The 13612-nt window shown below is 71.4% G+C and carries 12 protein-coding genes; 2 read left to right on the forward strand and 10 right to left on the reverse strand.

What is annotated here, in order from left to right; translation table 11 throughout:
* Positions 1-14: 14 nt before the first annotated feature.
* Positions 15-533, reverse strand: coding sequence for a WD40 repeat domain-containing protein (locus tag ACIBQ1_RS37830; RefSeq protein ID WP_397284427.1), 519 nt, complete (start codon positions 531-533; stop codon positions 15-17).
* Between the two features lie 758 nt (positions 534-1291).
* Between ACIBQ1_RS37830 and ACIBQ1_RS37835 the strand changes: the two genes are divergently transcribed.
* Entirely contained in the window at positions 1292-1627 is a 336-nt protein-coding gene (locus tag ACIBQ1_RS37835) for a hypothetical protein (protein ID WP_397284429.1), read from the forward strand.
* Positions 1628-2137: 510 nt separating this feature from the next.
* Here ACIBQ1_RS37835 and ACIBQ1_RS37840 read toward each other — a convergent pair.
* Positions 2138-2503 (reverse strand): hypothetical protein, encoded by a 366-nt coding sequence (locus tag ACIBQ1_RS37840; protein ID WP_397284431.1) that lies wholly within the window; start codon positions 2501-2503, stop codon positions 2138-2140.
* Here ACIBQ1_RS37840 and ACIBQ1_RS37845 point away from each other — a divergent pair.
* Positions 2502-3884 carry a cytochrome P450 gene (locus ACIBQ1_RS37845; RefSeq protein WP_397284433.1) on the forward strand — a complete coding sequence of 461 codons (1383 nt, stop codon included), beginning with the start codon at positions 2502-2504 and terminating at the stop codon, positions 3882-3884. The genes ACIBQ1_RS37840 and ACIBQ1_RS37845 overlap by 2 nt on opposite strands.
* 27 nt (positions 3885-3911) lie before the next feature.
* Here the strand turns inward: ACIBQ1_RS37845 and ACIBQ1_RS37850 are convergent, their stop codons facing one another.
* The 8 genes from ACIBQ1_RS37850 to ACIBQ1_RS37885 all read right to left on the reverse strand — a co-directional run bounded on the left by ACIBQ1_RS37850 (position 3912) and on the right by ACIBQ1_RS37885 (position 13607).
* Positions 3912-5759: an amidohydrolase gene (locus tag ACIBQ1_RS37850; RefSeq protein ID WP_397284435.1), complete on the reverse strand. Its 1848-nt coding sequence runs from the start codon at positions 5757-5759 to the stop codon at positions 3912-3914.
* 58 nt (positions 5760-5817) lie between these two features.
* On the reverse strand, positions 5818-6555 hold the full coding sequence (locus tag ACIBQ1_RS37855; RefSeq protein ID WP_397284437.1) for a gamma-glutamyl-gamma-aminobutyrate hydrolase family protein: 738 nt from the start codon (positions 6553-6555) through the stop codon (positions 5818-5820).
* Positions 6552-8027, reverse strand: coding sequence for an aldehyde dehydrogenase (locus tag ACIBQ1_RS37860; protein WP_397284439.1), 1476 nt, complete (start codon positions 8025-8027; stop codon positions 6552-6554). The genes ACIBQ1_RS37855 and ACIBQ1_RS37860 overlap by 4 nt, the downstream gene beginning before the upstream one ends.
* Positions 8024-9478, reverse strand: coding sequence for an APC family permease (locus ACIBQ1_RS37865; protein ID WP_397284441.1), 1455 nt, complete (start codon positions 9476-9478; stop codon positions 8024-8026). The genes ACIBQ1_RS37860 and ACIBQ1_RS37865 overlap by 4 nt, the downstream gene beginning before the upstream one ends.
* A gap of 114 nt (positions 9479-9592) precedes the next feature.
* The gene (locus ACIBQ1_RS37870) at positions 9593-10438 is read right to left on the reverse strand and encodes a fumarylacetoacetate hydrolase family protein (RefSeq protein ID WP_397284443.1); all 846 of its coding nucleotides are present in this window, start codon (positions 10436-10438) and stop codon (positions 9593-9595) included.
* Entirely contained in the window at positions 10431-11342 is a 912-nt protein-coding gene (locus ACIBQ1_RS37875; RefSeq protein ID WP_397284445.1) for a 3,4-dihydroxyphenylacetate 2,3-dioxygenase, read from the reverse strand. The genes ACIBQ1_RS37870 and ACIBQ1_RS37875 overlap by 8 nt, the downstream gene beginning before the upstream one ends.
* Positions 11335-12822 (reverse strand): aldehyde dehydrogenase, encoded by a 1488-nt coding sequence (locus tag ACIBQ1_RS37880; RefSeq protein WP_397284447.1) that lies wholly within the window; start codon positions 12820-12822, stop codon positions 11335-11337. The genes ACIBQ1_RS37875 and ACIBQ1_RS37880 overlap by 8 nt, the downstream gene beginning before the upstream one ends.
* The gene (locus tag ACIBQ1_RS37885; RefSeq protein WP_397284449.1) at positions 12819-13607 is read right to left on the reverse strand and encodes an acetoacetate decarboxylase family protein; all 789 of its coding nucleotides are present in this window, start codon (positions 13605-13607) and stop codon (positions 12819-12821) included. The genes ACIBQ1_RS37880 and ACIBQ1_RS37885 overlap by 4 nt, the downstream gene beginning before the upstream one ends.
* Positions 13608-13612 lie beyond the last annotated feature (5 nt).

Below are 13612 nucleotides of genomic sequence, written 5' to 3' on the forward strand. Positions count from 1 at the left end.
TGGCCCAAGCCCGCTCACAGCGCCCGAGGTGACGCGCGGCAGCTGCCACACCGCTCCGGGGCCGGGCCGACTCTGGAAGCCAGGGTATCCCGGCAAGCTCCAGTCCTTGATCTTGGCGTCCCAGCTCCCGCCCTTACACGAAGGATCAAAGCGACAGACAGGAGGGTTGAGAGACAGCGTCCTGGAGGACGACGTGCGTCTGCAGTTCCTCCTGATGAGGATCGCAATTTCCTCAGATCCCATAGCCGGGCGGTGCCGTCCTTGCTTCCGGTGGCCAGGGTCCGCCCGTCCGGGCTGAACGCCACACCATAAATGCCGTCGGTATAGCCGGTGAAGGGCTCGCTGGTTTTGTCGGTGACATGTGACAGCGTTTGCCGGCCTGCTGCGAAATCGATCGTTTCCGATTGAAGGCGATGTCGCTGAGAAGTAACAGCGCCCGATGGCTTGCGGTGAGAGCATTGATGTGCTTGTGCGCCGTGAGGCGCTTTGCTGTATCCCCGGCGCGGTCGGGATGAACTCGGGAGGAGGTTCATGGGTCACCTGGCCTACCTGATGGTGAAAACCCGAGGGGACAACAGCATGCCAGGAAAGCGGTAGCCGCCTGGAGGCGTTCATGGTGGGGAACCGCAAGGCCCGCGCGATATGGCCAAAGCTGGATTGCCTGAAGCCTAATCCCCAGTGATGGAATCAATCATTCGTCGGAACGACGCTTGCAACCGGCGGTGCGTTGTGTTCGGGTCGCGGAGCATGACCGGGACACCTCCCGCAACGCACAACACCGTCCAATAGGGGATGAGTGGGCGGCCTGTGTCGCGCTCGATACATACAGCGAAGACGTACCGCGGGATCGCCTAAAGGGGGTCTTCGCATTTAACTGGGCCGATGTTGTCATGTGATGACCTTGGGTGATCGGATTCTGGCTCCGGAGGGTGACGGTGGTCGGCGGTTCACTTGGGCTTCCGTACGGTGGAGAAGGCGCTGGCCTCGGTCTGGCCCGAGCCACGTAAGCCGCTGCCGCCCCGGTAAAGGGTGTCCTGCGACGGATGGGACCATGCAGTCCGCAGCTGAGCCACCGAGGCCAGGGGCGGGCCTCTATCCGAAAAGCGCGATCCTCGGGACGCGGCTCGGATAGTCGCAGGCCATGTTCCCCGGTTCAATGTAAGGCGCACCCAGCAGCGCGATGAGCGGGATGGCCGTTCCCGGTTACGAGTGATGACGTTCCGCGACGGGCCATGCGATCTGGGTGCGGAACGCGGTAAGTCCACGATCCCGAAGTACGAGTAAGGAAAATATGAAGCCTGTCAAAAAGGCAATGATCAGCACGACAATGCTTGGCACGGTCCTCTGCCTCACGTCCGTGCTGGGGGTCCCAGCTGCTCAGGCTGAAGTATGGCGTTGCGAGCCGAGCGTCGACACCACCCGCAACGTGGGACAAACCACCTGCTACGAAGGCTACGGCAACTATCGCGTAGTGGTCGAATGCAACTCGGCCCACTGGCCGTACACAAGAAACATCGACGGCCCGGTGGTGTACAAGAGCACAGAGCAGCAGTTCGGGCCGACTTCCTCGGTCTATGGCCAGCCAAATGGCTGCCATGTCGTTCGCGCGTGGACCGTCGCCCTTTGACCTCAGCCCTCCGTGCGCCCAGCAGGACGGAGGACGAGGGCGTGACGTAATGGCTGATCGAAAGCTCGTCTCGTTCGCGTAGCTGCCAGGAAGCCCGTGACAGGCCGGCGGCTTCGGTTGGAAAAGCTGGTCCGCAGTGTCGCGAATCGGGCGTTCCGTCAGCGTGATCTGAGCGGCGACAAGGGAGTGCAGCTGCTACGGACATAGGGCCAGGCGGTGGCAAGGGGTCCTCCAGGCAGGACGAAGGGCGGGGACCGCGCCCAAGCCACCGCCTCCACCACCGCGAAGACCGCCGCCGCCAGCAGCTGAGCGTTGGCCTCTTTTCGCTTGTCGCAGGTGGCGACCCGGCGGACCCGCGTCCCTCATGCGACACGCCTACGGACAGTCTCAGTCCAGAGGACTCGTACCCCGACGGACCCGAATGTCGGGGGTGGAGTCCCCTCGTGGACTCGAAGACGAGGCAGAACCGGGCGATCTGCGCGGTGGACAGCCCGGGCCCTCAGCAGTAGCTCAGCGCGATCGAGTCTCGATCAGGTCATGGATCCGCTGGGTCACGGGATCGTGCGGGTGAGCTGCGTGGGACATGTGCAGCCAGCCGTCGGCGTCGATCTGGAGGAGATCGTCGCGGATGGACGGGTCGGCACCGCGCTCCAGAAGCAGGCGGATCACCTCGAGATGACCACCCGGGATCGCCCAGTGCAGGCCGGTCCGCCCGAGGTAGGGCGCGACGTCGGGGTCGACGCCGCGGATAGGCGAATTGCCGACCAACGACACGCTGGTGAGCTGCCGCAACCGCTGGCGCGCAACGCGGTCCTCAACTCCGCCATGCCGGAGGCTCCGGAGTTGGACATCCAACAGCTGTACTTCGACCCACATGCGGCTGCTTACGCTCCTGAACGACCCGCCGGGCTGGTTCGATCGGCATCCCGAACTGTCGCGCCCGCGCTCCGGTCTGTCGTCCGACCGCGTCCAGTTGATCTCGGTGGCCCTGCCGGATCTCGGCGCGCAAGGGCAGGCGATCATCGAGCGGTTCTTCGCGGCGCCGGCCGAAGGCGGTCTCGTCAACGGCAGCCTCCACGGCATGATGACGGCCTCCGGAGCGTGGCAGCCGATGACGACCGACCACGCCGGCGCCTTCCTCGCGCTCGTCCGCGATCCGCGCCAGGGCGCCGACGAACCTGTTTGCCCGACACCGCGCCGGTCGGGCGAGATCTCCTGGGACGCGGTGATCGAGGAGACGCTGCGCCGGGCGCCGTCGATCGCCAACCTGCCGCTGCGGTTCGCCATCGAGCCGATCGAGATCGGCGGGGTACGGATCGAGGCGGGCGACGCGATCATCACCAGCTACCTGGCGGCCGGACACGACCCCGACCAGCACGGCCCGGACGCCGACCGGTTCGACCCGGCCAAGGAACGCGACGAGCACCCGGCCTTCGGCATCGGCGTGCACCGCTGCATCGGGGCCCCGCTCGCCCGCCAGGAGGCGCTCACCGCCCTGCCCGCGCCCGGACGTCCGGCCGGCGGCGGACGAGAGCGAGCCGCCGCACGTGCCGTCCTTCATCGCACACGGCTGGGGCAACCTCCCGATCCTGCCGCACCGCTGACCCTTCACCGGCGGCGATGCCCGTGGACGACATACAATTTGGACCCGAATGAACTTCGGTCCAAAGGGAGGGGAGGCCGGGTGCCCGGGCAACGGTCCATCACCGAGGCGGAGAAGCTGGTCGAGGCGAAGCTCGGCGGCGCGTCGGTCAACCACGTGAGCATGGCGGTCGTGGCGAACATCTACCGCGCCGCCGCGGCGGTCCGCCAGCACCTGGAGAACGCGGTCCTGCGCAGCAGCGACCTGTCCTGGACCGCGTTCGTGGTGCTGTGGGTGATGTGGATCTGGGGCGAGTCGGAGAGCCGGCACGTGGCCGAGGAGGCCGGCATCTCCAAGGGCACGCTGACCGGGGTCGTCCGCACGCTGGAGTCGCGTGGGCTGGTCAAACGCGCCGAGCATCCCTCCGACGGCAGGCTGCTGCTGCTCAGCCTCACCGCGGAGGGCGAGGAGCTGATGCGGCGGGTCTTCCCCGCCTTCAACGCCGAGGAGAGCTTCGTCACCACCCGGCTCGACGACGACGCCTGCCGCGCGCTGGCGAACGGGTTGCGGCAGGTCGTCCTGCAGGTGGAGGAGCACGGTGAGGACCGCAGGCTGGAGCTGCTCGACGGCGCCGAACCCGCCCCGCGCCGCAGCGGCCGGCGCCGCCGGCCCTGATAAGACCGCCGGTCCTCGGGGAGCTCGCTAGGCGTGTGCGGTGCGGCAGCAGCAGTTCCCGCCGGCCAGGCAGGCGGTGCCGCGGGCGTTCCACGCCGAAGCGGTCCTGGCGTACGAGGCGGGGGCCGTGGAATCCGTACGCCGGTACACCACCTCCCCGCCGAGCATGGTCGCGTCGATGGGCAGGTTGATCAGCTCGTGCGGGTCGGCGTCCAGGACCTCGCCGCCGACCACGCAGATGTCGGCGGCCATGCCGACCTCCAGCGTGCCCTTCCACCGGTCCGCGTGATCCTGCCAGGCGGGCGTGCGCGTGTACGTCGCCAGCGCCTCGCGGACCGTGATGCGCTCCGCCTCGCCGGCCACGCCCCCGAAGCGTCCCTCGCGCAGCACGGCGCTCTGGACGCCCTGCAGCCAGCTGGGGAAGGTCACCGAGGCGTCCGAGGCGCTGGAGACGCGGACGCCCAGGTCGAGGGCGGTGCGGTAGGGCCACTGGTAGTCGGTGCGGGCGGCGCCGAGCACGGGGTCGAGCGTGCGGCCCAGCAGGTACTTGATCGTGGCGTTCATGTTCACGCCGATGCCGCGCTCGGCCATCCTCCGCAGGGTCGCCTTGGGGGTGAGGTCGCCGTGGATCACGTAGTGGCGCGGGTCGCCGCCGGGCCGGCCGCCGCGCAGCGCCTTGACGTAGCCGGCCACGACCGCGTCGATGGTGGCGTCGCCGGTCGCGTGCGTGCCGACCTGGAACCCCCGGGCGTGGGCGATGGCGATGAGCTCGTGCAGGTTGGCGATCTGCTCCCGCAGGGTGGAGCCGGCGATGACCAGGCTGCCGTTGCTGCCGTCGAGGTAGGGCTCGTGTAACCACGCGGTCTTCGCGGCGGTGGGGATGCCGTCGGCGAAGATCTTGACGCCCGCGACGCGCAGGCGGCGCGGGTCCAGCCCCTTGATGGGGCGGTAGGCGGCCAGCGTCTCGCGGAGCTGCCGCGGATCCGTGCCGCCCGCGAGCAGGGCGGTCAGGCGCAGGCCCAGCGCGCCCTCGCGGGCCTTCTTCTCGTACAGCGCCAGCCGCTGGAGGCTGATCCCCGGCTCGGTGACGCTGGTGATGCCCAGGCTCTGGAGGATGCGGATCCCGTTGTCGATGCCCTGGGAGACCTCCTCGTCGGTGAAGGGCGGGATCAGCCGGCTCACCAGGTCCTGCGCGGTCTCGCGCAGGACGCCGGTGGGCTCTCCGTCGGCGTCCTTCTCGATGACGCCGCCGGTGGGCGGGACGGTGTCCCGGGTGATCCCGGCCAGTCTCAGGACGATCGAGTTGACCGCGATGGCGTGCCTCGAGAAGTCGCTGAGGACCACCGGGTGCTCTCCGGAGACCGGGTCGAGGTCGGACGCGCGCGGCGGGCGGGGCAGGCGGTTGTCGTTCCAGCCCTGGCCCCGGATCCACGAGCCGGGGGCGGTGGCCGCCTGGACCGCGCCGCGCACGATCTCGACGACCTCCCCGACGGACGCGGTGTCGACGTCGTAGCTCAAGGGCGGGAAGTCCAGGCCGAAGCCGCCGAGGTGTAAGTGGGAGTCGTTGATGCCGGGCAGCACCGTGCCACCGCCCGCGTCGATCACCTCGGTACGCCGACCGGCGAGCCGGAGCACGTCCTTGGCGCGGCCGAGCGCCTGCACGACGCCGCCGCGCACCGCGATCGCCTCGGCGACGCGGAAGCGCCGGTCCAGGACGAGGACTCGCGCGTTGCGGATGATCAGATCGGCGCCGCCGTCCGTGCGCGCGACGGCCGCGTGCGCGGTCCGGGCGGGCAGCAGGCCCGCGGCGGCGAACGCGGCTCCGCCCTGGAGGAGGCTCCGGCGGTCGATTCGGGGGTCGATTGGGTGGTGCATGTCCGTCACCCTTCGGGGAGTCGAGGCAGGGAGGTCGGAAGGCGGTATGCGGGGCTGCTCACGGCCGGACGGCCGATGAGGGCCGGGCGCCGGCGGCACGGACGAACGCGTCGAAGACCGCCTGCTGCGCGGGGTCCTCGTGGGCGGTGTCCTCGGGATGCCATTGCACGGCGGCCAGCCACGGCGACAAGGCGGGTGCTTCGAGCGCCTCGATCGTCCCGTCGGCGGCCTCGGCGGTGACGGTCAGGCCGGCGCCGAGCCGGGCCACGCGCTGGTGGTGGTAGCAGGAGACGCTCACCTTCTGCGCCCCGGTGACCCGCTCCACGAGCGAGCCCGGCAGCAGGGCGACCGGGTGCACGAGGTGCCGGTGCTCGCGGTCCGGGCCGCCCATGTCCTGTTCCAGGGTGCCGCCGAGCGCGGTGTTGAGCACCTGGAGGCCGCGGCAGACGGCCAGCAGCGGCAGCCCGGCGGCCAGGGCCTGGCGGGCCGCCTCCAGGTCGAAGCCGTCCTGCTCGTCGTCCACGTCGTAGACGCTCGCGTGCGCGGCACCGTCCCCGTACCGGTGCGGGGCGAGGTCGCCGCCGCCCGGGAGCAGGACGCCGTCGAAGCGGGCCAGCCGCTCGGCCACCTCGTCGGGGTCGGCGGCGCCGCCGGGGGCGTGCGGGTGGAGCGCGACCGGCTCGCCCCCGGCCCGCCAGACGGCCTCGATCAGGGCGCGGGCGTTGGCCTCGGCGGCGTACCGCAGGGCGGAGGCGGAGGCGGAGAAGCGGGCGGGGATCGCGATCAGGGGTCTCACAGCTGGATCCACGTGGTCTTCAGCTCGGTGTACTTCTCCAGGGCGTGGGCGGACTTGTCCCGGCCGTTGCCCGACTGCTTCATGCCGCCGAACGGCACCGTGAGGTCGCCTTCCTCGTAGCAGTTCACCCAGACCGTGCCCGCCCGCAGAGCGCGGGAGACCTTGTGGGCGGTGGACAGGTCGGCGGTCCACAGGCCGGCGGCCAGGCCGTACTCGGTGGCGTTGGCGAGCTCGACGGCCTCGTCCAGGTCGTCGAAGGTGAGCACGGACAGCACGGGCCCGAAGATCTCCTCGCGGGCCAGCCGCATGCCGGGGGCGACCTGGTCGAACACGGTGGGCTCCAGGTAGCTGCCGGGCAGCGCGGGTCGCGAGCCGCCGGTCAGCAGGCGGGCCCCTTCCGCGAGGCCGGAGCCGACGTGGTCGAGCACCCGGGCGAGGTGGGGCTCGCCGGCCAGCGGGCCCATCTCCGTCATCGGGTCCAGGGGGTCGCCGACCCGCAGCTCGCGGGCGCGGGCGACGATCGCCTCGGTGACGCGCTCGGCGACGGAGGAGTGGACGAGCAGGCGGGAGGGCGCGGTGCACATCTCGCCCTGGTTGAAGAAGATGCCCCAGGCGGCGGTGGCCGCGGCCCGGTCGAGGTCGGGGGCGTCGGGCAGGATGATGTTCGGGGACTTGCCGCCGAGCTCCAGCCAGACGCGCTTGAGGTTGGAGTCGGCGGAATAGCGAAGGAAGTGCCGCCCGACGGCGGTGGAGCCGGTGAAGGCCAGGACGTCCACACCGGGGTGCAGGCCCAGGGCCCGGCCGGCGGCGGGGCCGTCGCCGGTGACGACGTTGAGCACGCCGGGCGGCAGCCCCGCCTCGGTCGCCAGCCGCCCCAGCGCGAGCGCCGACAACGGCGACCGTTCCGAGGGCTTGAGCACGACCGAGCAGCCGGCCGCCAGGGCGGGGGCCACCTTCCAGGAGGCGATGGTGAGCGGGAAGTTCCAGGGCACGACCGCGCCGACCACGCCCGCGGGCTCGCGGGTGACCAGCGCCAGGGCGTCGGGCGCGGTGTGCGGGGACTCGTCGGTCAGCTTGTCGGCGAGCTGGCCGTACCAGCGGAAGGTGGAGATGGCGGCGCGCAGCTCGATGTCGTAGGCGTCCTTGATGGGCTTGCCCATCTCCAGGCTGATGGTCAGCGCCAGGTCCGCGCGCCGCTCCTCGATCAGGTCGGCGAGCCGCAGCAGCGCGCGGCCGCGTTCGGCGGGCGCCAGGCGCGGCCAGGGGCCGCGGTCGAAGGCGCGGCGGGCGGCGGCGACGGCTCGGTCCACCTCGGACTGCCCGGCGTCGGCGACCTCGCTCAGGGCCCGGCCGTCCCGGGGCGAGACGACCGTGAACGTCGCGCCGGAGCCGGGCTCGTCGGCGCCGTCGAGGTGGTGGCCGGTGGGCAGGGCCACCCGCGTGGCGCGGGCGGCCCAGTCCTCGTCGATCACCGCGCCGCCTTTCCCGCCCGCCTGGAGGCCAGCACGCCGAGGAGCATGACGACCGGCACGGCGACGGCCAGCCACACGGCCGTGGCGACCGAGCCGCCGATGAGGGTGGGGAAGTTGGCCAGGATGATCCAGATGGCGGCCGCGATGCCGAGCGCGCCGAGGATGGGGGCGATCAGCGTGTTCCACGGCCGGGTGTCCACCCGCTCGCGGCGGAAGAAGGCCACCACCGAGACGGAGGTGAGCAGGTACATGAGCATCATGGCCAGCACGGCCACGCCGCTGAACCAGGAGAACAGCGTGATCACGGGGTCCAGCCCGCCGACCGCGAACGGCAGTATCAGGACCACGGCGACCGTGGTCTGCACCCAGCCCGCCACGGCCGGCGAGTGCCGCCGGTTGAGCGAGCCCAGCTTGCGCGGGAGCACCCCTTCCCTGCCGAGGGAGAACAGGTAGCGGTTGGCGGAGTTGTGGAAGGCGAGCACGCCCGCGAACAGGGAGGTGGCCAGCAGGATCGGCAGCACCTCGCCGGCCCAGCCGCCGAACAGCGCCACCACGGGCGTGAAGACGAACCCGGCCGAGTCGCCCGTCTCCAGGGCCTTGCCGGCCTCCGCGACAACCTTGGAGGCGCCGTACGAACTGACCAGCATCCAGGACGTGAGCACGAAGAAGACGCTGACCACGGCGACCGCCAGGTAGGTGGCCCTGGGGACGGTGCGCTTGGCGTCGCGGGCCTCCTCCCCGTAGATGGCGGTGGCCTCGAAGCCGAACAGCGAGGCCACGGCGAACATCAGCGCCACTCCCGGCGCGCCCGACAGGACCGCGCTCGGCCCGAACGTCTGGGCGACGCCGAGCCCTTCGGGACCGCCGCCCTTGACGAGGGTGACCAGGCCGAAGGCGAGCAGGATGCTGAACTCGGCGAGTACGAAGACCGCCAGCACCTTGGCGCCGATCTCGATGCCGGCCTGCCCGAGCACCTGCACGACGGCGATCGTCACCAGGGACCAGACCCACCAGGGCAGGTTCAGGCCGAGGCCGCCGGCCAGGCCGGAGACGATGGAGCCGTACAGGCCGTACAGGCCGTACATGGCGGCCTGGATGGCGCAGTAGGCGAACAGCGCGACGGCGGCGCTGCCGGTGCCCGCCGTCCGGCCGAGGCCCTTGCCGATGTAGACGTAGAAGGCGCCGGCGTCGACGACGTGCCTGCCCATGGCCACGAAGCCGACCGAGAAGAGCAGGATGATCAGCCCTGCCCCGAGGTAGGCGGCGGGGGCGCCGGCGCCGTTGCCGATGGCCATCGCGATGGGGGCGGCACCGGCGATGCCGGTCAGCGGAGCCTGTGCGGAGAGTACGAAGAAGACGATGCCGAGCACGCCGAGGGCGTTCGGCTTGAGCCGGCCCGCCGCGGGCGGGTCCTGGGCCACGCCGGTGGCTGCCGTCGCTGATGTGTCCATTGATGTCACCTGCCGGTGCCGAGAAGGTGGGGGATGTCGTTTGCAACCAAACGAATGCGCCTCATCATGAGGCGTGTGCCGTCCGTCTGGCAAGAGGGGTCGGCCCCGCCCGATCTATCGGCGGGGTGGGCGGATGCCGCGGAACTCCCAGTCACCGCCGAGGGCCGTGGACAGGACCTCCTCCGACTCGGTGGGCTGGGCGCCGACGTCGGCGCGGATCGCGACGGGGCCGGTGACGACGCGGTTCGAGAGCCGTCCCAGCCCCTCGACCTCGACCTCGACCAGGTCGCCCGGCCGGACGGGGCGCGAGTTGGCGGGCGTGCCGGACAGCAGCACGTCGCCGGGGTAGAGGGTGATGGTGCGGGCGATGTCGGCGACGAGATAGTGCATGTCCCACGTCATCTCGTCGGTGGAGCCGTCCTGGACGAGGGCGCCGTTGACATAGGTACGCAGGTACTTGCCGTGGAAGTCCCAGCCGGTGATCAGGCCGGGGCCGAGCGGGCAGAGGGTGTCGGAGCCCTTGACGCGCAGCATGGACCCGGCGTCGGTGTCGCGGAAGTCGTGCAGGCCGAAGTCGTTGCCGATCGTGTAGCCGGCGATGTACTCCCCCGCCTGCTCCGGGGAGACGTTGCGGCAGGTCCGGCCGATGACGATGGCCACCTCGCCCTCGTAGTTGAGCCACTTGCAGCCCTCGGGGCGCACGACGTCGCCGCGGTGGGCGTTGAGCGAGGAGGTGGGCTTGTGGAAGTAGGTCGGCGTGGCCGACAGCTTGATCTGGAACTCCTCGACCCGGCTGCGGTGGTTGAGGTGCACCGCGATGATCTTCGACGGGACGACCGGCGGGAGATGCGCGGCGTCGTCGACCTTGACGCGGCGGCCGTCACCGGCGACCAGTTGGTCCCCGTCGCGGACGGTCTCGACGACCGCGCCGCCCAGCAGGATGCGGCGGTACTCAGGCATGGGCGTCCTCCCGGCGGGGTGCGGTCCAGCCGCCGGACGGGCGGTCGAACCAGAGGTGGGCCTGGCCGGTGCCGATGGAGTTCTCGTACTCGCCGTACTGGCGGGCGCGGGCGGTGCACGCCCGCTCGCCGAGGGCGCCGGCCATCATGAGGTAGTGGTAGAAGCGGGCCTCGGGCTTGTACTTCCAGAACTCGGGCATGGTGTCGAGGACCCGGTCGTGGCGGCCCTGCGTGAACCAGGCGATGCGCTCCTGGTCGGCCGCCCGCGCCTCGGGCGTGAAGATGTGCCGCGGGTCGCCGGCCTCGTGGTCGCGCAGCTCCCGCAGGGGCCAGAAGGTGTGGGAGAGCGCGCCGGAGGCGATGAGCAGCACCTTGCGGCCGGGAGTGGCGGCGATGCCGTCGGCCAGGGCGCGGCCCAGCCGCAGGTGGTCCTCCATGTCCCCGGTCTGGCAGACGCCGATCGACACCCACCGCTTGCCGGGCAGCCCCTCGCCGAGGAACTTCCACAGGTTGACGGTGGCGTAGTAGATCGGCAGGTACTCGTCGTCGATCGGGGTGATCCAGGTGCCGTGCTTGTCGGCGAAGGCGGCCACGTTGTGCGCCAACTCCGGGTCGCCGGGGAAGTCGTACGGCATCCGGCACATCCCGCGCGGCAGCTCCTCGGAGGTGAACAGCCCGGCGCGGCGCGGCTGCGCCGTGACCACGAACTCCACGGTCGTGGCCCAGTGGGAGTCGAGCACGACGACGGTGTCGTAATCGAGGGTCTCAAAGACGTCCTCGCGCAGCTCGCGCAGGCCGGTGACGAGGGTGATCTCCTTGCCCCCGTTCAGCTCCAGCCGGTCCTGCTCGGGGAGCACGATGGTGGGGACGTGGGCCAGCAGGCCCGCCCCGACGATCTCACCCATGGTCCTGCCATCCCTTCGGGGCGGTCACGGTGTTCTTGAGGTCGCAGTAGAAGTCGAAGCTCCAGGTGCCGCCCTCGCGGCCGACGCCCGATTCGCGCGAGCCGCCGAACGGGGCGCGCAGGTCGCGGACGAAGAAGCAGTTCACCCAGACGGTCCCGGCGACGAGGCGGGCGCTGACGCGCTCGGCACGCTCGCGGTCGCCGGTGGCCACGGTGGCGGCCAGGCCGAAGCGGGTGTCGTTGGCCAGCCGGATCGCCTCGTCCTCGGTGTCGAAGGTCTGCAGGGTCAGCACCGGGCCGAAGACCTCCTCCTGGACGATCTCGCTGTCCTGGGCCACGTCGGTGAGCAGCGTCGGCCGGTAGTGGCGGCCCTCCCCGCGCTCGCCGCCGATGACGGCGCGCGCCCCGGCGGCCAGCGCCCGCCGGACGAAGCCGTCGATCTTGTTGAGCTGGCGGGGATGGATGTTGGGGCCGAGGTCGGTGGCCTCGTCACGCGGGTCGCCCTGGCGCAGCGCCCGCGCCCTGGCGGTGAAGCGGCGGGTGAACTCCTCGGCGATCGTGGACTCCACGAGCAGGCGGGTGGCGGCCAGGCAGACCTGGCCGGCGTTGTCGTACTGCTCGACGGCCAGGTCCACGGCCAGGTCGAGGTCGGCGTCGGCGAAGACCAGCAGCGGGGACTTGCCGCCCAGCTCGAAGCTGGCCGGGACGAGGTTGGCGGCGGCGGCCCGCGCGATGTGCCGGGCGGTGGGCACCGAGCCGGTGAAGCTGATGCGGCGCACGCCCGGGTGGGACACCAGCGCGGCCCCAGCTTCCGCGCCGTAACCCTGGACGACGTTGAGGACCCCGGGGGGCAGCCCGGCCTCGGCCGCGATGCCGGCCAGCAGCGAGGCGGTCAGCGGCGACCACTCGGCGGGCTTGAGCACCACCGTGTTGCCGGCGGCGAGCGCGGGGGCGACCTTCCAGGTGGCCAGCATGAGGGGGGCGTTCCACGGCGTGATGAGGACGCATGGACCGGCCGGGTCCCAGGAGACGTGGTTGGTGTGGCCGCGGCCCGCGGCGGAGCCGCCGGTGTACGTCGTGAAGTCGTCGTGGCCGAGCCCGTCCAGCCAGTCGGCGAAGAAGCGGAAGTTGTGGGCGACGCGCGGCATCACGCCGCGCCGGTGGGAGCGCAGCAGCGCCCCGTTGTCGGTTGTCTCGACGATCGCCAGGTCCTCCAGGCGTTTCTCGACGCCCTCGGCGATGGCCCGCAGCAGCGCGGCGCGCTGCTGCCGTGAGGTGGCGGCCCAGCCGGGGAAGGCCTCCTGGGCGGCGGCGACGGCGGCGTCCGCCTCGGCCTGGCCGCCGCGGGCGATCTCGGCCAGCACGCCGCCGTCGATGGGCGACTCGTCGGTGAAGGTCGTGGCGGAGGCGACGCGGGCGCCGCCGATCCAGTGCCGGGTGTCGACGGCGACCCCGGCGATGGTCGCTGTGTACGTGGTCATGCGCGTTCCTTCGTTTCGAGGAGGGTGCCGCCGTCCCAGACGACGCCGACCTGGCGGTAGTAGGCGCCGATGGGCTCGCGGATCTCCAGCCGGGCCAGCTCTTCCGTGGGGGCCTCGAACAGCTCCAGGTCGGCCTCGCCGCGCCAGGGCGTGCCGCCTTCGAAGGAGGCCGCGCCGGAGGCGATCAGCTCGTCGAGCGCGAGCCCCGCGCCCTTCTCGATCGAGGGCAGGCGGCGGTGGTGCGCCATCGGGTGGCCGTTGACGAAGCCGTTGCTCTCGGCGGGCTCGCGCAGCGTCACCACGGCCTGGGCGAGCCTGCGGTCGGCGGCGGCGAGGGTCGCGCCGAAGCGGGCGCCGGCCTCGATGCGCGGGGCGGGCCCGTACGGGTGGGGGCGGGTCAGGTGGATGGAGCCGAGCTTCTTCGGATAGCCCTGGTGGATGCCGCGGGCGATGGCGAAGTCCTTGTCCACCCAGATGTGGACGCATCGGGAGTACGTGCGCCCCTGGTAGGAGCAGCGCACGACCGCGAACGCCTCCTTGTACTGGGCGCGTACGGGGTCGAGCAGCTCCTCCGCGGAGGCGGAGCAGGACTGCCAGTCGGCCCAGATGAGCGCGACCGCGCCCGGGTCCTCGGGGGCGAGCTCCAGCGGCTCGGGCAGCAGTTCCCTGACCCGGGCCGGATCCGTGCGGTACTCGATGGTGAGCAGGTCGCCGGAGTAGTGCCACGGCGGCGCGGGGATCAGCGAGGCGCGGCCGGTGGCCGTCTGCGGATACCAGAAGGACATGCGTT

The organism is Nonomuraea sp. NPDC050153 (assembly GCF_044460125.1).
Classification (GTDB): domain Bacteria; phylum Actinomycetota; class Actinomycetes; order Streptosporangiales; family Streptosporangiaceae; genus Nonomuraea.

Coding starts and splice junctions, on each gene's coding strand:
- ACIBQ1_RS37830 (WP_397284427.1), bottom strand. CDS start 533: ATGAACCTCCTCCCGAGTTCATCCCGACCGCGCCGGGGATACAGCAAA.
- ACIBQ1_RS37835 (WP_397284429.1), top strand. CDS start 1,292: ATGAAGCCTGTCAAAAAGGCAATGATCAGCACGACAATGCTTGGCACG.
- ACIBQ1_RS37845 (WP_397284433.1), top strand. CDS start 2,502: ATGCGGCTGCTTACGCTCCTGAACGACCCGCCGGGCTGGTTCGATCGG.
- ACIBQ1_RS37840 (WP_397284431.1), bottom strand. CDS start 2,503: ATGTGGGTCGAAGTACAGCTGTTGGATGTCCAACTCCGGAGCCTCCGG.
- ACIBQ1_RS37850 (WP_397284435.1), bottom strand. CDS start 5,759: ATGCACCACCCAATCGACCCCCGAATCGACCGCCGGAGCCTCCTCCAG.
- ACIBQ1_RS37865 (WP_397284441.1), bottom strand. CDS start 9,478: ATGGACACATCAGCGACGGCAGCCACCGGCGTGGCCCAGGACCCGCCC.
- ACIBQ1_RS37870 (WP_397284443.1), bottom strand. CDS start 10,438: ATGCCTGAGTACCGCCGCATCCTGCTGGGCGGCGCGGTCGTCGAGACC.
- ACIBQ1_RS37875 (WP_397284445.1), bottom strand. CDS start 11,342: ATGGGTGAGATCGTCGGGGCGGGCCTGCTGGCCCACGTCCCCACCATC.
- ACIBQ1_RS37880 (WP_397284447.1), bottom strand. CDS start 12,822: ATGACCACGTACACAGCGACCATCGCCGGGGTCGCCGTCGACACCCGG.
- ACIBQ1_RS37885 (WP_397284449.1), bottom strand. CDS start 13,607: ATGTCCTTCTGGTATCCGCAGACGGCCACCGGCCGCGCCTCGCTGATC.